Source organism: Nocardiopsis trehalosi NBRC 14201 (assembly GCF_001552555.1).
GTDB lineage: Bacteria > Actinomycetota > Actinomycetes > Streptosporangiales > Streptosporangiaceae > Nocardiopsis_B > Nocardiopsis_B trehalosi.
On the sequence record NZ_BCRK01000050.1, the window covers coordinates 1 to 21,762 of the forward strand.

General features: G+C 75.7%; 18 protein-coding genes. 8 read left to right on the top strand and 10 right to left on the bottom strand.

Annotation, left to right across the window (positions count from 1 at the left end):
- Window positions 1–319: 319 nt before the first annotated feature.
- The 6 genes from NT8_RS11560 to acs all read right to left on the bottom strand — a co-directional run bounded on the left by NT8_RS11560 (window position 320) and on the right by acs (window position 8,093).
- The gene (locus tag NT8_RS11560) at window positions 320–799 is read right to left on the bottom strand and encodes a SixA phosphatase family protein (RefSeq protein WP_067967578.1); all 480 of its coding nucleotides are present in this window, start codon (window positions 797–799) and stop codon (window positions 320–322) included.
- Window positions 800–1,094: 295 nt separating this feature from the next.
- Window positions 1,095–3,485, bottom strand: a complete 2,391-nt coding sequence (locus tag NT8_RS11565; protein ID WP_067967581.1) for a sodium-translocating pyrophosphatase — start codon at window positions 3,483–3,485, stop codon at window positions 1,095–1,097.
- A gap of 552 nt (window positions 3,486–4,037) precedes the next feature.
- Window positions 4,038–4,538, bottom strand: a complete 501-nt coding sequence (locus NT8_RS11570; protein WP_067967584.1) for a DUF309 domain-containing protein — start codon at window positions 4,536–4,538, stop codon at window positions 4,038–4,040.
- Window positions 4,539–4,599: 61 nt separating this feature from the next.
- Complete coding sequence (locus NT8_RS11575) at window positions 4,600–5,511, bottom strand: alpha/beta fold hydrolase (protein ID WP_084468844.1); 912 nt, start codon at window positions 5,509–5,511, stop codon at window positions 4,600–4,602.
- 25 nt (window positions 5,512–5,536) lie between these two features.
- Window positions 5,537–5,971 (bottom strand): phage holin family protein, encoded by a 435-nt coding sequence (locus NT8_RS11580; RefSeq protein WP_084468845.1) that lies wholly within the window; start codon window positions 5,969–5,971, stop codon window positions 5,537–5,539.
- A 145-nt stretch (window positions 5,972–6,116) separates the two neighbouring features.
- Window positions 6,117–8,093 carry an acetate--CoA ligase gene (gene acs / locus NT8_RS11585; RefSeq protein ID WP_067967592.1) on the bottom strand — a complete coding sequence of 659 codons (1,977 nt, stop codon included), beginning with the start codon at window positions 8,091–8,093 and terminating at the stop codon, window positions 6,117–6,119.
- A gap of 140 nt (window positions 8,094–8,233) precedes the next feature.
- Between acs and NT8_RS11590 the strand changes: the two genes are divergently transcribed.
- Entirely contained in the window at window positions 8,234–9,031 is a 798-nt protein-coding gene (locus NT8_RS11590; protein WP_067967594.1) for a Fic family protein, read from the top strand.
- 1,376 nt (window positions 9,032–10,407) lie between these two features.
- Here the strand turns inward: NT8_RS11590 and NT8_RS11595 are convergent.
- Window positions 10,408–10,950, bottom strand: coding sequence for a MarR family winged helix-turn-helix transcriptional regulator (locus NT8_RS11595; protein ID WP_369406296.1), 543 nt, complete (start codon window positions 10,948–10,950; stop codon window positions 10,408–10,410).
- A gap of 77 nt (window positions 10,951–11,027) precedes the next feature.
- Between NT8_RS11595 and NT8_RS11600 the strand changes: the two genes are divergently transcribed.
- Window positions 11,028–11,978: an EamA family transporter gene (locus NT8_RS11600; protein ID WP_067967597.1), complete on the top strand. Its 951-nt coding sequence runs from the start codon at window positions 11,028–11,030 to the stop codon at window positions 11,976–11,978.
- A gap of 2 nt (window positions 11,979–11,980) precedes the next feature.
- Window positions 11,981–12,871: an NAD(P)H-binding protein gene (locus NT8_RS11605; protein WP_067967600.1), complete on the top strand. Its 891-nt coding sequence runs from the start codon at window positions 11,981–11,983 to the stop codon at window positions 12,869–12,871.
- Between the two features lie 202 nt (window positions 12,872–13,073).
- On the opposite strand, the gene NT8_RS11610 is transcribed toward NT8_RS11605, so the two are convergent.
- Complete coding sequence (locus tag NT8_RS11610; RefSeq protein ID WP_067967642.1) at window positions 13,074–13,406, bottom strand: DUF6506 family protein; 333 nt, start codon at window positions 13,404–13,406, stop codon at window positions 13,074–13,076.
- A 297-nt stretch (window positions 13,407–13,703) separates the two neighbouring features.
- Between NT8_RS11610 and NT8_RS11615 the strand changes: the two genes are divergently transcribed.
- From NT8_RS11615 to NT8_RS11635, 5 genes are all read left to right on the top strand, one after another.
- Window positions 13,704–14,300, top strand: a complete 597-nt coding sequence (locus NT8_RS11615) for a hypothetical protein (protein ID WP_157515704.1) — start codon at window positions 13,704–13,706, stop codon at window positions 14,298–14,300.
- A gap of 1,255 nt (window positions 14,301–15,555) precedes the next feature.
- The gene (ssd, locus tag NT8_RS30325; protein WP_067967604.1) at window positions 15,556–16,641 is read left to right on the top strand and encodes a septum site-determining protein Ssd; all 1,086 of its coding nucleotides are present in this window, start codon (window positions 15,556–15,558) and stop codon (window positions 16,639–16,641) included.
- Window positions 16,642–16,750: 109 nt separating this feature from the next.
- Complete coding sequence (locus NT8_RS11625; RefSeq protein WP_067967607.1) at window positions 16,751–17,962, top strand: TadA family conjugal transfer-associated ATPase; 1,212 nt, start codon at window positions 16,751–16,753, stop codon at window positions 17,960–17,962.
- A gap of 11 nt (window positions 17,963–17,973) precedes the next feature.
- A complete protein-coding gene (locus NT8_RS11630; protein WP_067967645.1) occupies window positions 17,974–18,735 on the top strand; it encodes a type II secretion system F family protein in 762 nt (253 codons plus the stop codon).
- A 5-nt stretch (window positions 18,736–18,740) separates the two neighbouring features.
- Window positions 18,741–19,484: a type II secretion system F family protein gene (locus NT8_RS11635; protein WP_369406297.1), complete on the top strand. Its 744-nt coding sequence runs from the start codon at window positions 18,741–18,743 to the stop codon at window positions 19,482–19,484.
- A 242-nt stretch (window positions 19,485–19,726) separates the two neighbouring features.
- Here the strand turns inward: NT8_RS11635 and NT8_RS11640 are convergent, their stop codons facing one another.
- Complete coding sequence (locus NT8_RS11640) at window positions 19,727–19,966, bottom strand: hypothetical protein (protein ID WP_067967610.1); 240 nt, start codon at window positions 19,964–19,966, stop codon at window positions 19,727–19,729.
- A 300-nt stretch (window positions 19,967–20,266) separates the two neighbouring features.
- Entirely contained in the window at window positions 20,267–21,442 is a 1,176-nt protein-coding gene (locus NT8_RS11645) for a DUF418 domain-containing protein (protein WP_067967613.1), read from the bottom strand.
- Between the last annotated feature and the right edge of the window lie 320 nt (window positions 21,443–21,762).

The window sequence follows — 21,762 nt, forward strand, 5'->3', positions numbered from 1 at the left end:
CGCGGTGCGACCGGGAAGAAGACCGCCGCCGGTCGTCGGGCCAGGCGGCCCGCTCCAGGCGACTCGGAGAACTATAGCCGCTGATTCGGTGTGCGCCAACCCGGCGCGCTCGGCACCCGCCGCCCGGCCGCCCACCGCTCCATGGGAGCCGGCCCCGGGCATGCGCAGGCGGCCCCCGCAGGACGGTGACGGACGGGTCCATGGTGCTGGGGGGAACCCCTACTTCAAGTCAACCCGTACCAAGGACCCCGGCGCTACCGGAACCGCGCGCCTGTGGACGGCCACGCCGCCTGCACAGCGGGCCTGCGGGCGGTCGCCGTCACTCCGGCGCGAGCAGGCGCCCCGTCCCCGTGCCCGGTGCCGCGTACAGCCATTCGACCTCCAGGTCGACGGCGGCGATGCTCGCCGGCGCGAAGGAGACCAGGGCGTCGTCGGGCATGAACGCCGACGCCAGGTCCGCCATCGTGGGGTTGTGGCCCACGAACAGCAGGGTCCGCACGTCCGGGTCGACCGCCTGGATGAGCCCGAGGGCCGTGTCCAGGTCGGCGTTGTAGGCGTCCTTCGCGAAGTCCACCGTCGGGTCCCCCGGCAGCTCCCCCAGGGCGAGGTCGAGGGTCTCGCGGGTCCGCGTCGCCGTGGAGCAGATGACGTGGTCCGGGACGAGCCCTGCTCGGGCGAGGCGGGCCCCGGCGTCGCGGGCCTGGGCGCGGCCGCCGTCGGTGAGGGTCCGGTCGTGGTCGGTACCGCCCAGTCCGTGGTCCGCGCGGGCGTGGCGCAGGATGACCAGCCGCCAGCTCATGGCGACAGCACCGTTGCGACAACGGCGAGCGCGGCCATGAACGCGACCATGACGCCCACGATGATGGCGAGCCCCTTCAATCCGGACAACGCGCGACACTCCTCACTGGACCTGTACGACGTGACGCGGGACCAGCCTACGGTCAGCGGCCGGGCCGTCCCGTCCGCCCCGGTGCGGACGGCCCCGGGCTCCCGGTCTCGCCCCGCGCCCCCGCATCGGGCCGGACGCGGCGCGGCCGCCGGGTCGCGTGGACCCGGCGGCCGCGCGCGGTGCCGGTGCGGTGGGACGTCCGGGGTCAGCCGGTGGTACCGCCCTCGCCCGCGTGCGCCTGCTCGCGCCGGTCGGCGGGGCCGGCGGTGTCGCCGTCCTCGACCGCGGCCGGGGTGTCCTCGGCCGCGGTGGGGTCGACGGCGGCGCCGGGGGTGGCGGCCGTGGTCCCGGCCGGTGTGGTGCCGCCCTCGACGGGGGCGGCGCCGGACGGGGCGTCGTCGGACCGGCGCTTGGACCACACGATCGCGCCGACGATGACGGCCAGGGCGACGGCGGTCACGCCGACGCGCAGGGCGACGTTGTCGGCGTAGATCACCACGCTGGGGGCGATGATGAGGGCGACGAGGTTCATCACCTTCAGCAGCGGGTTGATGGCGGGCCCGGCGGTGTCCTTGAACGGGTCGCCGACGGTGTCGCCGATGACGGTGGCCTCGTGCGCGACGGAGCCCTTGCCGCCGTGGTACCCGTCCTCGACGAGCTTCTTGGCGTTGTCCCAGGCGCCGCCGGAGTTGGCGAGGAACACCGCCATGAGGGTGCCCGCGGCGATGGCGCCGCCGAGGAACGCGCCGAGCGGGGCGTAGCCGAGGGCGAAGCCGACGGCGATCGGGGTGAGGACCGCCAGGAGGCCCGGGGTGACCAGTTCGCGCAGTGAGTCGCGGGTGCAGATGTCGACCACCCGCGCGTACTCGGGCTTCTCGGTGCCGTCCATGATGCCGGGGCGGGTGCGGAACTGCTCGCGGACCTCCATGACGACGCGGCCGGCCGCGCGGCCGACGGCCATGATGGCGAGTCCGGAGAAGAGGAACACCACGGCGGCGCCGAGGATGACGCCGACGAGGACGTCGGGCCGGTCGATGGAGAGCGAGAACGCGGCGGCGTCGGGCCCCATGGCGCCTTCGACGGCGGTGCGGAACGCGCCGAAGAGGGCGGTTGCGGCGAGGACCGCGGTGGCGATCGCGATGCCCTTGGTGATGGCCTTGGTGGTGTTGCCGACGGCGTCGAGGCTGGTGAGCACGTCGGCGCCCTTGCCCGTGACGTCGCCGGACATCTCGGCGATGCCCTGGGCGTTGTCGGACACGGGGCCGAAGGTGTCCATGGCGACGATGACGCCGACGGTGGTCAGCAGGCCGGTGCCGGCGAGGGCGACGGCGAAGAGGCTGATGGTGATGGACGCGCCGCCGATGATGAAGGCGGCGTAGACGGCGCCGGCGATGAGGACGGCGGAGTACACCGCGGATTCCAGACCGACGGAGATGCCGGAGAGGATGACGGTGGCGGCGCCGGTCTCGGAGCTTTCGCCGATGTCGCGGACGGGGCGGCGGTTGGTCTCGGTGAAGTAGCCGGTGAGGAGTTGGATGGCGGCGGCGAGGACGAGGCCGACGAAGACCGCCCCGATGGCGATGTAGCGGGGGTTGCCGTCGAGGGCGGCGATCTCGGCGTCGACGCCGGACAGGCCGGCGAAGCTGGTCGGCAGGTAGGCGAAGGCCGTGATGGCGACGAGGATCGCGGAGATGATCGCGGAGATGAAGAAGCCGCGGTTGATGGCGGCCATGGCGTTCTTGTCGCGGGAGCGGGGGGCGACCACGAAGATGCCGATGATCGCGGTGAGGACACCGATCATCGGGACCAGGAGCGGGAACACCAGTCCCTCGACGCCGAAGGCGACCCGGCCGAGGATGAGGGAGGCGACCAGGACGACCGCGTAGGACTCGAAGAGGTCCGCGGCCATGCCGGCGCAGTCGCCGACGTTGTCGCCGACGTTGTCGGCGATGGTGGCGGCGTTTCGGGGGTCGTCCTCGGGGATGCCCTGCTCGACCTTGCCGACGAGGTCGGCGCCGACGTCGGCGGCCTTGGTGAAGATGCCGCCGCCGACGCGCATGAACATGGCGAGGAGGGCGGCGCCGAAGCCGAAGCCTTCGAGGACCAGCGGGGCCTCGCCGCGGTAGGCGAGGACGACGATGGCGGCGCCGAGGAGGCCGAGGCCGACGGTGAACATGCCGGCGACGCCGCCGGTGCGGAAGGCGATCCGCATCGCGGCGTGTTCGCCGCTTTCGCCGCCTTCGCGGGCGGCGGCGGCGACGCGGACGTTGCCGCGGACGGCGAGCCACATCCCGATGAACCCGGTGAGGGCGGAGAAGAACGCGCCGAGCGCGAAGAAGATGGATCGCCCGTACCGTACGGCTTCGCTGTCGGCGGGGAGCAGCAGGAGCAGTAGGGGAATGGCGATGACGAATACGACCAAGGTGCGGAACTGGCGTTTGAGGTACGCCGCCGCGCCTTCCTGAACCGCGAGCGCGATGTTCTGCATCCGCTCGGTGCCCTGGCCGGCGGCGAGTACTTCACGGACCAGCCATCCGGCGACGGCGAGCGCGAGGAGCGCTACCGCCAGCACCACGATGACCAGCGTGAGGTTCATGCCGTCCAGCGCCAGTGCCGAACCGTTTACGGTGGCGAGGCTACGCCCAGACAAACCGTCCTCCTTGACACGGGCACATCCGGCCCCGCGCACATGCGCGCCGCCGTCCGGAGTGGGCCCGAACAGGTAGCCCGACGGCACGCGTAGCAGGGTCCTGCGGGGTGCCACCTACACATATTCAGCTTCCCGTGTCCGCCGTTTCCGTCGGGCACGGTGTTCGGGGATTGTACGCACGGTAGCGCCGAAAAAGTGAGAGGAGGGGTGGAAGTTCCGTGCCGCGCCGTGGATATGTGATCACACAGTGATCTCCAAAGCGTGATATTTACGTTTATAGAGGATGGAATTCCTCATTAATCGCATTCGATAATGCACCAGGGCATTGGGGATGAACGTCCCAGAAGGCCTCAGACATGCATAAAGGCGGCGCAGCGGAAGTGGCGGGGGACGGCGCCGGAATCGCGGCGGGGGTCGGCCCGGGGGCGGCGGCGCACCGTCGGGGAACAGCCAACCGGACGGGGACGCCGCACGCCACCACTTCGGGCGATATGTGGCCTAGCGCACGTCGTCGCGGCGCAGCCGGAGGGCGGACGGGTCGACGGGCTCCGCGTCCCCGCTGTCGAGGCGGTCGGCCGCGGCGTGGCCGAACGCGGCGGCGCCCAGCGCGTCGACGCCCTCGGGCGCCTCGGGGCCGAAGTCCGCCACCCGGTCGGCGCCGCGGCGCAGCAGGCGGGCCGCTCCGACGCGGTTGCCGCGCTGGGCGTGGGTCACGCCGACGGCGATCTGGGCGAGGCCGCGCCACAGCTCCCGGGTGTCCTCGGGCGAGGACTTCCACACCGCTTCGAGTACCTCGTGGGCGTGGAAGGCGTAGCCGCCGTCGAGGAGGCGCTGCGCCTCGGTGAGGCCTTCCTGGGCGGTGAACACGGCGTCGTCGGGCACCCGCGGCACGCCGGGGGCGCCGTGGGGCAGGGGCCGGCCGAAGCGGTCGCGGGGGCGCTGGTTCTGCGCGCGCCCCGAGGGGTCGCGGTCGCGTCCGGTCGCCGGGCCGCCGTTCATGTGCACCTCTCCGCCTCCGGCCGCCGCGCCGTGCGCCGGGGCCGCCCCGGACCGCGCGCGGTCAGGTGTCGGGTTCGTCGTCTCCGAGCCAGCCGAGCAGGGCCGCGTCGACCCGGTCGGGCTGCTCCTGGTGGGGCCAGTGTCCCGCACCGTCGATGAGCCGCCACCGGTAGGGGGCGTCGACGTAGCGGCCGGAGCCGCGTGCGGTGGCGGGCAGCAGGAACGGGTCGAGGGCGCCGTGGACGTGCAGGGTGGGCACGGTGATGGGGCGGCGCATGCGGCGCCGGTAGCGGCGGCCGTCGGGGCGGAACTGGGAGCGGAACAGCCACCGGTGCGCCTCGATCGAGCAGTGGGCGACCTTGGGGATCTGGAATGCGTCGCGGTAGCGGCGCTCGGTGGCGGGGTCGGGCCAGCCGGGGCGCGACCAGGTGCGGAGCATGGCGCCGACGACGGCGGCGTCGTCGGCGACGAGCCGGCGTTCGGGCAGGACGGGGAGCTGGTGGCCGAAGAGCCGGCGGGCGGCCCAGCCCTGGCGGCCGTTGGCCATCTCCTCGAACAGGCGCAGCGGGTGCGGCATGGAGACGACGGCCAGGCGGCGGACGGACTTGGGGTGGTAGGCGGCCATCGTCCAGCCGAGGAGGCCGCCGGTGGCGTGGCCGACGACGGCGGCGTTGGCCTCGCCGAGGGCGCGCACGAGGCCGGCCGCGTCGGTGGCGAGGGTGATGAGGTCGTAGCCGCGGGGCGGTTTGTCACTGGCGCCGTAGCCGCGCAGGTCGACCGCCACCGCGCGGTACCCGGCGGCGGCGAGGGAGGCGAGCTGGGCGTGCCAGGTCCACCAGAACTGGGGGAATCCGTGCAGCAGCAGGACGAGGGGGCCCTCGCCCGCCTCGGCGACGTGGAAGCGGGTGCCCGCGGCGCTGATGGTGCGGTGCGTCCACGGGCCGTCGACCAGGACCGTCGTCTCCTCGTTCACCGGGGGCCGTCCGATCCGGGCGGGGTCAGTCCGTCGCGGGGCGTTCGCGGCGGAGCACGGCGGCGGTGTCGGCCATGGTCGCGCTGGTCCGGGGCATGCCCTGGATCTTCTTGAACTGCCGGGAGCCGATGAAGACGAGCAGGCCGGCGAGCACCGCGTACAGGGCGGTGACGATGAGGAAGGCGACCCAGGGGTAGAGCCCGAGCTGCCAGAGGCCGAGGCCGAGGGTGATGGAGGCCATGACCAGGATCATGTGCCCCAGGACGGCCGCGGCGACGAACATCCCCGAGCCCTTGGCGACCTGGCGGGCGTCGCGGGCGAGTTCGAGTTTGGCGAGTTCGAGTTCGAGCCGGACGAGCCGCGAGACGTTCGTGCCCGCCTCGGAGACGAGTTCGCCGAGCGAGCGGTCGGCGGCGTTGAAGTCCTCGGACTCCCGGCCACCCGAGCGGGTTGCGGGCATCGCGGCGGCTCCCTTCGTTCGGACGTGGGTCAACCGCATCCTCGCACACACCGCCCTCGGGGGGCGGCATCCGGCGCGGCCGTCGGCGCGTCGCGGGCGGGCCGGCGGGGCGGCGTCCGGTGCCGGACGCGCGCCCCGCCGCTGGTCAGTCCTCGCCCCTGCTGTCGGGGAGCTTGGCGGAGATGGCGTCCATGACCGTGGAGTCGGTGAGCGTGGACACGTCGCCGAGCTGCCGGTTCTCGGCGACGTCGCGGAGGAGGCGGCGCATGATCTTGCCGGAGCGGGTCTTGGGCAGCTCCTGCACGACCATGATCTGGCGGGGTTTGGCGATGGGGCCCAGTGAGGCGCCGACGTGGTCGCGGAGTTCCTTGACCAGGTCGTCGCCGCCGTCGCCGGCCTCGCCGCGCAGGATGACGAAGCAGACGATGGCCTGGCCGGTGACGGGGTCGGTGGCGCCCACGACGGCGGCCTCGGCGACCTTGGGGTGGGCGACGAGGGCGGATTCGACCTCGGTGGTGGAGATGTTGTGGCCGGAGACGAGCATGACGTCGTCGACGCGGCCGAGGAGCCAGATGTCGCCGTCCTCGTCGCGCTTGGCGCCGTCGCCGGGGAAGTAGAGGCCGTCGAACCTCGACCAGTAGGTCTTCTCGTAGCGTTCGGGGTCGCCCCAGATGCCGCGGAGCATGGACGGCCAGGGTTCGCGGACGACGATGAACCCGCCGCCGCCGTTGGGCACCGGTTCGCCCTGGTCGTCGACGACGTCCACGACGATGCCGGGCAGCGGGCGCATGGCCGCGCCGGGCTTGGCGGCGGACACGCCGGGCATCGGGGAGACCATGACCGCCCCGGTCTCGGTCTGCCACCAGGTGTCGACGACGGGGACGCGGTCGCCGCCGATGTTCTTCCGGTACCACATGTAGGCCTCGGGGTTGATGGGCTCGCCGACCGAGCCGAGGACCCGCAGGCTGGAGAGGTCGAAGCGGGCGGGGATCTCCTCGCCCCACTTCATGAAGGTGCGGATGGCGGTGGGCGCCATGTAGGCGATGGTGACCCCGTACTTCTGCACGATCTCCCAGAACCGGCCCTGGTGGGGGGTGTCGGGGGTGCCCTCGTACATGACGGAGGTCGCGCCGTTGGAGAGCGGGCCGTAGACGATGTAGGAGTGGCCGGTCACCCAGCCGATGTCGGCGGCGGTCCAGAACACGTCGGTGTCGGCCTTGAGGTCGAACACCGCCCAGTGGGTGTAGGACACCTGGGTGAGGTAGCCGCCGGTGGTGTGCAGGATGCCCTTCGGCTTCGCGGTGGTGCCGCTCGTGTACATGATGTAGAGCGGGTGTTCGGCGTCGTGCGCCTCGGGGGTGTGCTCGGTGCTCTGGCGGTCGACGGCGTCGTGCCACCACACGTCGCGGCCCTCGTCCCAGGCGACGTCCTGGCCGGTGCGCCGGACCACGAGGACGTGCTCGACGGCGGGGCGGTCGCGGACCGCGTCGTCAACGGCGGGCTTGAGGGCGCTGGCCTTGCCGCGCCGGTAGCCGCCGTCGGCGGTGACGACGACCTTGGCCTGGCTGTCGTCGAGCCGGGTGCCGAGGGCGTCGACGGAGAAGCCGCCGAACACCACCATGTGGACGGCGCCGATGCGGGCGCAGGCGAGCATGGCGACGACCGTCTCGGGGATCATCGGCATGTAGATGGCGACCCGGTCGCCTTTGGCGACGCCCAGTTCGAGCAGCGCGTTGGACGCCTGGCAGACCATGTCCTTGAGCTGGGCGTAGGTGATGGTGCGGGTGTCGCCGGGTTCGCCCTCCCAGTGGTAGGCGACCCGGTCGCCGCGGCCGGCGTCGACGTGCCGGTCGAGGCAGTTGACGGCGGCGTTGATGCGGCCGCCGGTGAACCACTTGGCGTACGGCGGGTTCCACTCCAGGACCTGGTTCCAGGGGGTGTCCCAGTGCAGGCGGGCGGCCTGCTCCTCCCAGAAGCCGAGCCTGTCGGCCTCGGCGGCCGCGTAGGCGTCCTCGCCGACGTTCGCGTCGGCGGCCAGCTCCGCGGGAGGCGGGAACCGCCGCGTCTCGTGGAGGAGGTTGGACAGTGTCTCGTGTCCCTGCTCCCGGGAGTCCTCAGCCACTGTTAAGTCTCCTTACCGTTGGGTGCCGCTATTCGACCATGTGGTGGGGACCACTTCATCAACTGGGGTGGCCGGGTTACAAGGGGGAGCCCGGGCACGTCGGGCACGCGCATGGGTTACCCGCACGTAGGGTCGACACCGTGAACGAGCCGAACGATCCCCTGGGGCGCATCGCGGACCTGCCCGGTGTCGCCGACGCCGTGCGCGAGACCCGCGAGGTGGTCGACCGCCTCCTGGGCCACCGCGTCCTTCGCCGGCGCAGCGCCGACGTCTCCATGGAGTCCGCCCTGCGCGGCGCCCGCGCGTCGGGCGTGCTCGACGGCGCCGAGGCGACGCTGGAGCAGGTGCGGGCGGGCGAGAGCGAGGACCCGCACATCCTGGGCGCGCTGCGCGTGTCCGGCGAGCTGGGGACGCTCGTGGACACGTGGCCGAAGGCGCCGGGGCAGGTCCTGGCGCGGCTGCACACCCTGGCGGCGGCCGACGGGGTCCCCGCGGAGCGGCTCGGCCGGCCGCGCGGCCCGGGCGAACCCGTCGCCGACCCCCTCGGCCTGGGCCCGGCGCCCGCGTCCGGCGCGGTGGCGGCCCGGCTCGACGGGCTCCGCGGCCTGCTGGCAACCCGCGCGACCGTGCCGGCGCTGGTCGTCAGCGCGATCGTGCACGGCGAGCTGGCGGCGCTGCGGCCGTTCGGGTGGGGGGACGGCGTCGTCGCGCGGGCGGCGGAGCGGCTGACCCTGATCCAGCGGGGCCTCGACCCGAAGTCGCTGGTGCCGCCGGAGCTGGGGTACGAGGAGTTCCGCGACGGCTACGGGCCGGCCCTGGCGGGCTACACCACGGGCACGCCGGAGGGGGTCGGGGCGTGGGTGGTCTACTGCTGCGGCGCGGTCGCGGCGGGCGCGCGCGACTCGCTGGCGACGTGCGAGGCGCTGAAGCGGGGTTAGCGGGGTCGGCGGGGTCGAGCGCGGCCGAGGACGGGTGGATGAACGGCCATCGAATCCACCGCTCCACCGCTTCCGAAACAGATCTCAGTTGAGTCACGTTTCGGACGGCGGCGCCTCCGGCGAATGCCTCATCTCGGGATGAAACACAATGTCGAACGGCGTCCCGATCGCCCCTGAGGGGCGCCACGGGACGCCGCCGACGACACGGCCGCCGGACTATCATGCGTGCAGTTCCCTAGTCCGACCGGGGTCCACCCGGCCTGGACGTGCCTCCCGCGGCGTGGTGGCGCGTGGGTACCCGGTTCCGTGCCGAGGTGGGTTCTCCCCACCCACTGCCTTCTTTCTACGCCCTGAGCTGGGGCGATGAAAAGGGCGGCGGAGTCAAGGATCGACCTCGGGTCCATAAATCGACATGGTAGCGTTGCGTGTTGCCTCCGTTACCCGAGATGGACGGGCCCGACCCCACCCCGGCTCCGCCGTTCCCGGCGCGGACGGGCGGCCCCCACGCCATCGCATTCAGCGTCATCCCGCATATGCCTGGCGCGCCCCTCCCGGCTGTGTGACTATGTGGTCACCGACGCCGGGCGGACGCGCCCGGCCGCCGCGACGAATACCTCCCTGGAAGCGGCGCCGGCTCTACCCCCCCGGAGCCGGACCGTTCGACGGCCCCCGCTATCCCCCCGGCGGGGGCCGTCACCCTTTCCCCGGTCGGCCGGCCTCCCCGCTGCGCACGTGCGGCCCCGGTGGCGCCGCCCTCGTCCGCCCCGCCCGCTTGCGGCTCCGCGCCCTCAGGGCGCCCCTGACGCCGCCGGCGGCCGCACGCATCCCACGGCCATCGGCCGGGTCTCCCGCCGCCCCAGCGGCCCCCCTCCCGGTACGGGACGGCGCTTGCGGCCCAGCGGGCCCGCCCGTCCACGGCGGGGACGGCGGCCGCCGCGCGCTCCGAGGGGGCGGTTCGGCCCCGCTCCTCGGCACGACCCCGGGCGTTCCGGGCGGCCCGCGTCGTCCCGTGGCCCCACCGCCCGGCCCGCCGATGCGTCCCGCCCGAGCCCCCGCCCTCCCCTCGCCACGGGTGCCGACGGCGCCCGTCCGGCCGACCGGGCCACCAGGTCGGCGGGGCGCCCGCCCTCCCGTTCGCGGTCCCATCGCGGCGCCGGTGGGCGTCGGCTCGGGTCCCGCGCACGCGGGCCGCCCCGCGATCCCGGTGGACCGGGCCGCCAGGTCGTGCGACCGCTCCGCGCCGAGACCCTCGACCGAATCCCCCGCATCGGGGCCGCGCCGCGGAAACCGGTCCGCCCATGGGCACCGTGTCCGCCGTCCGCATCCGGTGGGCCGGCGGCGCCGTCCTGCGGTCGTGGGGGCCGACGTACGGCCCGCTAGGGGTTCAGCGGGTTGCCGGTCGCGTGGTCGCCGAGACCGATGAGCAGGTCGCGCAGCAGTCCGGCGAGCATCTCCTGCTCGCGGCCACCGAGGCCGGCGAGCAGCCGCGCCTCCAGGTCGACGTGGTCGACGACGACGCGGTCGACCAGCTCCTTGCCGCTCGCGGTGAGGGTGATGAGCACGCTGCGCCGGTTCAGGGGGTCGACCTCGCGGGTCACCAGCTCCTTGGCGACGAGGCGGTCGATCCGGTTGGTGATGGCGCCGGAGGTGACCATCGACGCCTCGACCAGCTGCCCCGCCGTGAGCCGGTAGGGGGGACCGGAGCGGAGCAGCGTCCCGAGCATGTCGAACTCCCAGATCTGCAGGCCGTGCCGCGCGAAGTTGTCGCGGAGTTCGCGTTCGAGGAGCCGGCAGGCGCGCTGGATGCGGCCGACCACGCCCATGGGCGCGGGGTCGATGTCGGGGCGCTCGACCCGCCACTGGTCCATCCGCCAGTCGACGTTGTCCTGCAACGGGCCCACCCCTCCGAAACATCTCAACGTGAAACTGTTTGACGGGATTCTATCAGCCGGACTACTCTCCCGAACGTTGAACATTTCAATGTTAAGGAGTCACGATGGCGCAGGTCTCGCACCGGTCGGGCGCACGCGGTGCGCCCCCCGGCGGAACAGCGGCGGTGACCGCGCTGACCGCGACCGCCCCGATCGTCTGGGGCACCACCTACCTCGTCACCAGCGAGTTCCTCCCGCCCGACCACCCCCTGGTGTCCGGTGTGCTCCGCGCCCTCCCGGCGGGGCTGGTCCTGCTCGCCGCCACGCGCCGCCTGCCGCACGGGGTATGGCTGTGGCGCTCGCTGGTCCTCGGCACCCTCAACATCGGGGCGCTCTTCGCGCTCCTGTTCGTCGCCGCCTACCGGCTGCCGGGCGGCGTCGCGGCCACCCTGTTCGCCGTCCAGCCGCTGCTCGTCGTCGCCCTGGCGTTCCTGCTGCTCCGGGAGAGGCCGACGGCCTGGCGGCTCGGCTGGGGCGTGGCCGGCGTGGTGGGGGTCGGCCTGATCGTCCTGCGGGGACACCTGGCGTTCGACCTGTGGGGCGTGCTGGCCGGGATCGCGGCCGCCGGCGCCATGGCCGGCGGGATCGTCCTGGCCAAGCGCTGGGGGCGCCCGGAGGGCGTCGGCCCAGCGGCCCTCGCCGGCTGGCAGCTCACCGCCGGCGGACTGGTGCTCCTGCCCCTCGCCCTCGCCTTCGAGGGGCTCCCGCCGGCACTCGACCCGCGCGCGGTCGCCGGCTACGCGTGGCTGGCCATACCGGGCGCCCTGCTCACCTACCCGCTCTGGTTCCGCGGCATCGGCCGGCTGCCCGTGGTCGCCGTGTCGTTCCTCCCGCTGCTGTCCCCCGCCGTCGCCACCCTCCTCGGGATGCTCTTCCTCGGTGAGTCGCTGACGGCATGGCAGGGCGCCGGCCTCCTGCTCGCGCTGACCGCGATCGCCGCCGCCCAACTGCCCCCCGGCGCCGTCCGCGCCTCCACCCGCACCCCCGCCGCCCCCGCCACCCCCAGAGGAGAATGACCATGCCGCGCACCGTACTGATCACCGGCGCAACGGGGACCGTGTCCACCGCTCTCATCGCCGCGCTGGAGGGGGCCGACGTGGACCTCCGCGCCCTGGTCCGCACCGAACCCGACGCGGCCGCCCTGCGCGCCCGCGGCGTCGCGGCCGTGGTCGGCGACCTCGGCGACCCCCGCACCCTGCCCCCGGCCTTCGAGGGCGTGCGGGACGCCTGGCTGCTCATGCCGAACGGGCCACGCGCCCCGGAGAACAACATGAACGCCGTGTGGGCGGCGCGCCGGGCGGGCGTGGAGCGCGTCGTGCGGCTGTCCGCCGTCGGTGCGGCGCACGACGCGCCGAACCGCAGCGGACGGCTGCACGCGCTCTCGGACCGGGAGACCGAGGCGTCGGGGATGCGGTGGACGATCCTGCGCCCGCTCTGGTTCATGCAGAACCTGCTGAACGAGGCGGGTGCCGTCCGCGCCACCGGGACGTTCGCGCTGAACATGGGGGCGGCGCGGTTCGGCATGGTCGACGCGCGCGACGTCGCCGAGTGCGCGGCCCGCGTGCTCCTCGACGGCCCGGACCGCCACCATGGGGCGACGTACACCCTCACCGGCCCCCGCTCGGTGTCGCTCGGCGAGGCAGCGGCGGAGGTGGGCGCCGCTGTGGGGCGGCCCGTCTCCTACGTTCCGGTGGACGACGGCACCAAGCGCGCGGCCCTGCTCGGCCACGGCGTGCCGGAGTGGATCGTGGACATGCTGGAGGAGTACGCGGGGGCGTACGCCGCCGGCTGGGGGGACTACACGACCGGCGCCGTGGAGGGCATCCTCGGCCGCCCCCCGCGCGACGTCGCCGACTTCGCCCGCGACCACGCCGCGGCGTTCGCCGCCCCCGCCGCGGCCGAGGTGTAGCCGCCTCGGGAACCGACCGGCCGAGGCCCTCCGGCGTGGTGACGGTCGGGAACCTCCGGCGCGGGGACGGTCGGGGACCGCACCACACGGAGGTCTCCGGCCCACCGCGATCCCCGGCGGACCGCTCACGGCGGGACGCCGCTCGTTCCCCGTGTCCGTTCCGGGCCCCGATCGCGCATGCGGCCGGGGGCGCGGTCACCCGTCAGCCGGCCGTCCCGCCGCCCGTGTCGGCCTCGGCGGCGGCGCCGTAGGCGGCCGCCCCGCGCACGGCCTCGGCGGAGAAGGCGACGTGCCCGACGGGGACGCGGTCGCCGACCGCCTCGACCACGCGGGCGGCGTCGGCGAGCGTGAACCCCCCGCACAGCTCGATCAGCGCGGCGCCCTCCTCGTCGACGAGGCGCCGCGCGACGCCCGGGGCCGCAGCGGCGGCCGGAACGGGGACCAGGAGCGTCCGCTGCCCGCCCCGGTCGACGGCGGCCGCGTCCGCGACGGGGTCGGTGGCGGGGTGCTCGTAGATGTAGGCCCAGGTGGCCATGGCGGCCCCCTTCTCATACCGGTGCGGCCGGTCGCCGCCGGAGGACTCGGTGGTCTCGGTCTTCCCGCTGGTCGCAGGGGGTACACCGCCGCGCCGACCCGGCCGGATCGGCATGGTCCGGCGCGCCGGCACGAGGCCGCCGTCCGGCGTGGGCCGCACCCGCGCTGGCGATGCGTCCTTCCCACGCGCGTGTCCGGGCCGGGAGCGCGTGGCGGGAGGCCCTTCGGTCGCCCGGGATGGCGGCCACCGCCCGGGATACGGCAACCTGACGGCGACCCGGAAAGGGGTGGAGTACACGTGAGCGACAACCCAGGCGTCCTCGTCCTCCGGTCGGACCCTCGCAACGGAGTGGCCGTCCTGGTCCTCGCGGTCCTGACCGCCGGGGTCGCCGTCACCGCGATGCTGCTGCGGGGCGCGTCGGCGGGGGCGGCCGCGGCCATGGGCGCCGGGTTCGCCGCGCTGGTCGTCGTGGTGCTCGGGGCCTTCCTCCGCTCCCGGGTCACCCTGACGGCGGACGAGGTCGTCGTGCGGGGCGTCGTCATCACGCGGCGCCGAGCGCGCTCACGCGTCGCGGGGGTGGTGCGCGCGACCTTCACCCTGCCCCGCGGCGGGCCCACGGACAACCTGTTCCTGGTCGACGCGGACGGCGGCCTGGTCGTCCGCGTCCACGGCCGACCGTTCGCCCGCGCCGACCTCGACCGCCTCGTGCGCGCGCTCGGTGTACCGTGCGACGGCGTCGACCGGCCGGTCACCGCCAAGGAGTTCGGGAAGTCGTACCCGGGCCTGGTGCCGTGGGCGGAGCGGCACCCCTACCGCCTGGGGCTCGCGATCGGGGGGAGCACGATCGTGGCGGTCGTTGCCCTGGCACTCGCCCTGGCCCTCGCGACGTCCTGACCCGCCGCCGCCGAACCGACCGCCCGCCCCACGGCTCCGACGCCGCCGGGAGCGCCGCGACGGCGGGCGGGCCGGGACGAAGGCGGCACAACCGCCCCCACCGACAACCGCGCCGCAGCCACCATCGGCCCACCCGGCCGGGCGCAGGAGCCGGACGACGCGACGACTCCGCCCCTGGCCCTCCGGGCGCAGGAACCGGACGACGTCCCCGCCCCCGGACTCGTGAGACCAGGCCGCCCACGCCGTGGAAGGGACGACCGGCGACACGACCTGCCCCCGTCGGCCCCCGCACCCGCTCCGGCGAATACTCCGTGCTCTTCCGCGACCCCGACCGGCCGTGTTCCGCGGTGTGCCCCACCGCCGGGCGGCCGTCTGATCTTTGTCCCCGTGCGCCGTGCGGGCGGGCCGCCTCCTCCGGACACCGAGGCGTCCTCCCGTGCGCTCCCTCTCGCCCGTGCACGGCTGCCGGACACCCGCCTCCACCACACGCGCCCCATGACCCGTAGCGGCCCCGGGCCGGAGCGGGCCCGCCGTGCCGCCGGCCGCGTCCCCTGCAACCCCACTGCCGCAACCCCACCGCCAAGGCTCGGAGGCGCGTCGACGTGGGCGGAGCGGGCGGTCACCGACCGGTCCGTGCGGGAGCCCGTGGATTCCGGCCGCGCGGTGTGCGGCGCCGACCGGACCACGCGGAGGCCGCCCGGTGTCGCGGTCGCCCCGGCGCGCGCCGGGACATCCACCTCCCCCTTGCGGCATCGCCGACGGCGGCCGCCCTGCCCTGGGACGCGCCCACCGGGCCGGGGGCCGCCGGGCGGCGCTCCCCCCGTCCCGGCGAGCCGTCCCCCATGTGGCCGAGTCCCGCACCCGCCGCGTCGGGCATGCGACGCGCAACGGCGGCCGACGCCCCGTTGTGCCGATGTCGGGAAGCGACGCGGAGCCGAGGGCGGCCTCGGGCCGCCGCCCGTAGGTGGTGTCCCGCGACCCGCATCCCGCCCGGACGGGTGCGGCGATCGGGCGAGTGGCCAGGGCCCACGGCGCAGGTGGTTGCGGCGCCGCCGCGGGCCGTGCACCCCGTCGCGTCGGCGGGTGGGGAACGCCCGCGCGGCGGCTTCGGCGCGCCCGTGGGCGGCGCCCGGCAGTGGATCGGCGGGGGAGCGGGGGCGGCACGGGGAGGTTTTCCACAGGCGGGGAATTCGACTTTCGCCGCCCCCGGCGCGGCGGCGAACCTGGAGGTGGACCACCTCCTCCAGGAGCCGCCATGGATGCCGCACACCCCCGCCGTCCCCTGATCGTCACCGACCACCCCGGGCTGCTCGACGACCTGCTCCGCCTCGCGGCGGCGGCCGCCGTCGAGCCCGTCGTCGCCGCCACGCCGCAGCAGGCCGGGCGCGACTGGCGTCGGGCGCCGCTCGTGGTCGTCGGCGCCGACCTGCTCGCGCGGGTCGCCGACCTCCAACCCGACCCGCACCCCAACGTGGTCGTCGCCGACCACGTCCGGGCGGTCCTCCCCGGCTCCCCGGGGTGGGACGCCGCGGGCCGGGTCGGCGCCCGCACCGTGCTGTCCCTCCCCGACGACGACCACCGCCTCGCCGACCTCTTCGCCGACTCCGCGCGCGAACGCTCCGGCACCGCACCGGTCGTGTCGGTCGTCGGCGGCCGGGGCGGGGCGGGCGCCAGCCTGGTGGCCGTCGCGCTGGCGCTGGCGGGGCGCCGCGCCCGCCTCGACACCGTGCTGGTCGATGCCGACCCCCTGGGCGGCGGGCTCGACCTCCTCGTCGGCGGGGAACACGCCGAGGGCGGCCGGTGGAACGCCCTGCTCGCCCGCGAGGGCCGCATGGAGTGGTCGGCGCTGCGCGCCGCGCTGCCCGCCGTCCGCGGCTGCGCGCTCCTCACCTGGGACCACGGGCCCGCCGAACCCGTCCCCGAGACCGCCATGCGGGCGGTGCTGACATCGGCGGTGCGCGGTGCCGGCCTGGTCGTCTGCGACCTGCCGCGCGCGGTCGATGCGGGCATCGAGGAGGCGCTGCGGCGGTCCACGGTGGTGCTGCTGGCCGTTCCGGCCGACCTGCACGCCGTCATGGCGGCGCACCGCCTGGTCCCCCGGCTGCGCCGCCACACCGGCGACCTCCGCCTGGTCGTGCGCGGTGCCTGTCCGGACCTGCCCGCCGACACCGTCGCGCACGCGCTCGACCTGCCGCTCGACGGCGACCTCACCGCCGAGCCCGGTCTCACCCGCACGCTCGACCGCGGCGACCCGCCCGCCGACCGGCGCGACTCCCCCTTGGCGGTCTTCGCCGACGCCTTCCTCACCCGCCTGCTCACCCCGGCGGGCGGCCCGTCATGACCCCGCCACCCGCACGGGTCTCCGGCGCACCCCGCCCCCAACCGCCACCCCTTCACTCCCCCACCCGGGCCACGCCGATCCCGGCAGCACCCCGGCGGGGGGTGGGGGCGTGAACGGTGAGCCTCGGGTCGATCCGGAGCTGGTCGACGCGGTGCGGGCGCGGCTGGCGGGGGACGGGGCCGACCCCACCCCGGCCCGGGTGGCTGCGGCGCTGCGGGCCGAGGGCGGGGTGCTCGGCGACGCCGAGGTGCTGGCCTATGTGCGGCTGCTCCGCGCCGACCTCGCCGGGGCCGGACCGCTCGACCCCCTCCTGGCCGACCCCGGTGTCACCGACATCCTGGTGAACGGCCCCGCGGACGTCTGGGTCGATGACGGCGACGGTCTGCGCCCGGCGCCGGGCGTCCGCTTCCCCGACCACGACGCGGTCCGCAGGCTCGCCCAGCGGTTGGCCGCGCAGGCGGGGCGGCGGCTCGACTCCGCCGCCCCCTGGGTCGACGCCCGGCTGCCGTCCGGGGCGCGCCTGCACGCCGTGCTGCCGCCCGTCGCCCCCGAGGGCGCCTGCCTGTCGCTGCGCCTGCCCCGCCGCACCGTGTTCTCGCTGGCCGAACTCGTCGCCTCCGGCAGCCTGCCCGAACCCGGGGCGCGGCTGCTGGCCGCCGTCGTCGCCGCGCGCGCCGCATTCCTGGTCTGCGGGGGGACCGGCACGGGCAAGACCACCCTGCTGTCGGCGCTGCTGTCCCTGGTCGCCCACCGGGAGCGCATCGTGCTCGTGGAGGACTCCGCCGAACTCGCACCCGCCCACCCGCACGTCGTCCGCCTGCAGGCGCGGCCGCCCAACATCGAGGGGTCCGGCGGGATCGGCCTGCACCAGCTCGTCCGGCAGGCCCTGCGCATGCGGCCGGACCGCCTGGTGGTGGGCGAGATCCGCGGAACCGAGGTGGTGGACCTCCTGATCGCCCTCAACACCGGCCACGATGGCGGGGCGTGCACCGTCCACGCGAACACGGCGGCCGACCTGCCCGCCCGCATCGAGGCGCTGGGGGGCGCCGCGGGGCTCGGCCGCGAGGCGGTGCACAGCCAGCTCGCCGCCACCCGGGTGCTCGTCGTCCACCTGGTCCGCGACCGGGGCGGGGTGCGGCGCGTCGCCGAGGTGCGCGTCCTGCGCCGGACCCGCGACGGCCTCGTCCGCGCCGTCCCCGCGGTGTCCTTCCCCTCCGGCGGCGGCGTGGTCCGGCACGAGGGGTTGCCCGACCTCGCCGCGCGCGTGGGCACACGCTGGCTCCCCCAGCAGGACGCCTCCTCACCGGGCCGGTCCGGATGAACGGCGCCGGCATGCTCGCCGCCGCCGGCCCGGGCGGGTGGCTGCTGGCGGTCGGGGTGCTCGGCTGGGTCGCCGCCCGCGCCATCCCGTCCACCCCGTCCGCGCGGTTGCGGGCCCTGACCGGCGGCGCACCCGCGCGGCGGGCCGGGGCCGACCGGTGGACGCGGGCGGTGGCCGACGTGCGCGCCCGCTATGACCTGCTCGCCGGGCGCACCGCCGACCGGCGGCGGCGCGCCGCCGTGGAGTTGTGCCGGGTCCTCGCCACCGAGCTGCGCGCCGGGCGCGACCCCGCCTCGGCGGTCGAGGCCGCCGTGTCCGGCCTCACGCCCCCCGCCACCCGCGAGCTCGCCGGGCTGGTCGCGGCCGCGCGGGCCGGTGGCGACCTGGCCGCGCCCTTGGCCGCCGCCGCCCGCCTGCCCGGCGCCGCGGGGCTGGGCTATCTGGCGGCGTGCTGGCGGGTGGCGTCGGGCACCGGGGCAGGGCTCGCCGACGTCGTGGACCGGCTCGCGGACGGCCTCGACCGCGAGGGTGCCGCCCGGCGGGAACTCGCGGCGCAGTTGTCCGGGCCCCGGACGACCGCGCTCGTGCTGAGCGCCCTGCCCGTGCTCGGCCTGGCGATGTCGGCGGGGGTGGGCGGGGCGCCGCTGGCGTTCCTGTTCGGTTCACCGGTCGGGTCGGCGTGCCTGGCCGCCGGGGTCCTTCTCGACGCGCTCGGGCTGTGGTGGACGCACCGCCTGGTCCGGGGTGTCCTCACCGCGCACGAAACGGAGTAGTCGACGTGGTGCTGCTGGAGTTCGCCGTCGTGGCCCTCGGTACCGCCGCCGTGCGGCTCCTCGGGCCGCCCGGGCGGGTCGCCGCCCGGCGCCGGCTCGCCGCGCTGCTCCCCGGGCGGCCCCGCGCGCCTCGGCGCTCCCCCGCCGGTGCGCGGGCGGTGCGGTGGCTGGTGCCGGTGCTGCCCGCCGTCACCTTGGCGGCCGTCGCCGGGCCGGTGACGGCGGTGGCGGTCGGGGTGCCGGCGGGGTGGGCCCTGGGGTGGTGGGCGGGGCGCGACGGCGCGCGCTCGTCGGCGCGCGACCACGCCCGGATCGTGGCGGCGCTGCCCATCGCCGTCGACCTGCTGGTGGCCGGGTTGCGCGCCGGCGGGACGCCGGCCGGCGTGCTCGCGGAGGTGGCCCGCGCGGTGCCCGACCCTTTGGCCGCGTCCCTGGGCGCGGTCCACGAGCGGTTGCGGTTGGGCGCCGACCCGTCCGCCGCCTGGGAGGGGGTGGGCGGGCCGCCGGAGCTCGCCGCCGTGGGTCGGGCGCTCGCCCGCGCCGCCGACACCGGGGCGCCCGTCGGCGACCTGCTGGAGCGGCAGGCCGCCGAGGCCCGCGCCACCGCCCGCACCCGGGCGCTGGCGCGGTCGCAGCGCGTCGGCGTCCTGGTGGTGGCCCCTCTGGGCCTCTGCTTCCTTCCCGCGTTCGTGCTGATCGGCGTGGTCCCGTTGGCCGCCGGCCTGGTCGGCGGCCTTCTGGGGCCATGAGCCGGCGCGCCGGCGGGCCGCGCAGGCGGTCGGCCGCCTCGGCCGGTCCGCCACGCGAGATCGGCGCAGACCGGCTTGCCCCGAGGCAGGGCGATCCGACCGGTGGGGACGGTCCGGGGGGGGCGCCGACCGCGCCCTCCCGTCCGCCGCCGCCGGAGCGCGGCCGCCGAGGCCGTCCGGGGTTCTGGCGGCGCGCTCACGCGTCCGCGCCACCCGTGCGTTCGAAGCGCGTGATGGAGCCCTCAGTCCCCGAACCCGGGGACGGGCTCCCAGTCGGCGTCCACGGGCACGTCCGCGTACTCGGTGGACGTCCTCTCCCGTTTCCCGTGGTCCGTGACGACGGCCTTGACGTAGCCGTCGGGGCGGATGCGCACGTCCTCCACCCGTACGGCGTCCGACGGGGTCGAGCCGCGCGTCTCGTCGGGATACGTGTGGGGGAGGACCCGCCCGAGGAAGAGCCGGTCGCCCAGCCGGGTGAACACGTGTTCACCGTCCGCCGGCCGTGGTCGTCCAGGAAGGCGGCGCCGTAGGAGCCGTTCCTCCTGACGACGGTCACCAGGACCGGGTGCGGGCGGCCCGCGCGGGGCACGATCGCGGTGTACTCCTCGCCGCCCGCGTTCCGCTCCCGCGCCTCGCCCGCGGTGATCGGGCCGCCCGGCTCGGCGTCTTGCGCGTTCCACCGGTGGCAGTAGGCCACGTCGTGCGCTTCCATCGGCGCCTCCGACTCCCCGGGCCGCGTCTCCCCATGATCCCGTGCGCCCGCACCCGCCCGGGGGTGCGGCTCAGGTGGAGTCGGGGCGCGGCCGGGGGTAGGTGAGGCGGCGGAGCAGGACCTCGGCCGGACCCCGGCGGCCGGTTCGGCGCATGACGTCGGCGGCGGCGATCGCGATGACCCAGCTCACGGCGGCCACGGCAGTGGCGCCCGCGAGTCCGAGGTCGTCCTGGAGGCCCAGTCCGACCGGGAAGAACACGGCCGTGAACACCACCGACTGGGCGAGGTACACGGTCATGGAGCGCTGCCCAAGCGCCTGGAGGGCGGTGGTGATCGGGCCGCGCGTCCGGGCGGCGGCGATGGCGGCCAGTGCGACGGCGCCCGCCAGGGCGATGCCGCCGAAGTAGCCCGTGAGCGGCTGGAACAGGGCCGCCGCGCCGATCTCGGCGGCCGTCGGGGCGGCCCACACGCCCGTCTGCATGGCGATGGCGGGCAGCGCGCCGAGGACGGAGATCCCGGTCGCGACCACCGTGAAGCGCACGAGCAGGCCGCGGTGGCGCTCGGGCTCGTCCAGGTAGTGGCGCCGTGCCGCCCAGATGCCGAAGACGACCGCCGGGGTGACGGACACGACGAGGATCACCAGGGCGAACGGCCAGGTCTGGAGCCGGTCGACGAACATCTCGGCCATGCCCTGGTCACCGGCGGCGATGCTGCCCACCGTGTAGCTGGAGACGCCCTGCGACAGCGGCAGCAGCATGCCCAGCCCCGTCACCAGGGTGGCGGGCACCAGGGCGGCGCCGCCCACCCACAGCAGAGTGGCGTCCTTCGCCCGCAGCAGCCCGACGAGCAGGAATCCGGCGATCCCGTAGGCGGCCAGGACGTCGATCGGGACGAGCAGCAGGGCGTGGACGGCGCCGATGGCCACCAGCCACGAACTCCGGCGGCGCAGCAGTCCGCGCACGCCGGCCCAGTCGGTACCGCGCCGCGTCTGGCGGTCGTAGAGCTGCACCAGCGCGTAGCCGTAGAGGAAGGCGAACATCGGGCGCGCGTGGTTGTGGACGAACAGCAGGTGGATCACGCCGGTGATCTCGTTGGCGAGGGCCGGCCCGCGCTCGACGGCGGTCACGAACAGCGGGGCGTGGGCCATGGCGATGGCGAGCAGCATGACGCCCCGCGCCAGGTCGGGCGCCAGCGCACGGTCGGCCGTACCGGTGGCGCGGACGGGTGGCGATGCCGGCGTGGTCATGCGTGCTTCCCGGAGGGGTGTTCGCCGCCCGTTGCGGGGCGGTGGGGCGTGACGGAATCGGTTCCACGGTCTGCCGCGAACGCGCCGGGCGGCACCTGGCTCGGCACGTGCATCCCGGCCGCTGACAACGCGGGGAAGACCGACCCGCCGATGGCAGTGGCCGCCCTTCGCCGTCCGGCGACCGGGACGATCACCGCGCCCATCGCGTGCGCCGCCACCGCGGCCTGCGCCAGCGTAACCCCGTGGGTGAGCGCGTCCTGCGGCAGGTCGGTGTCAGGGAACAGCCGCCAAAGGGCGGGGAGGCGCGGGGCGCGGCGACA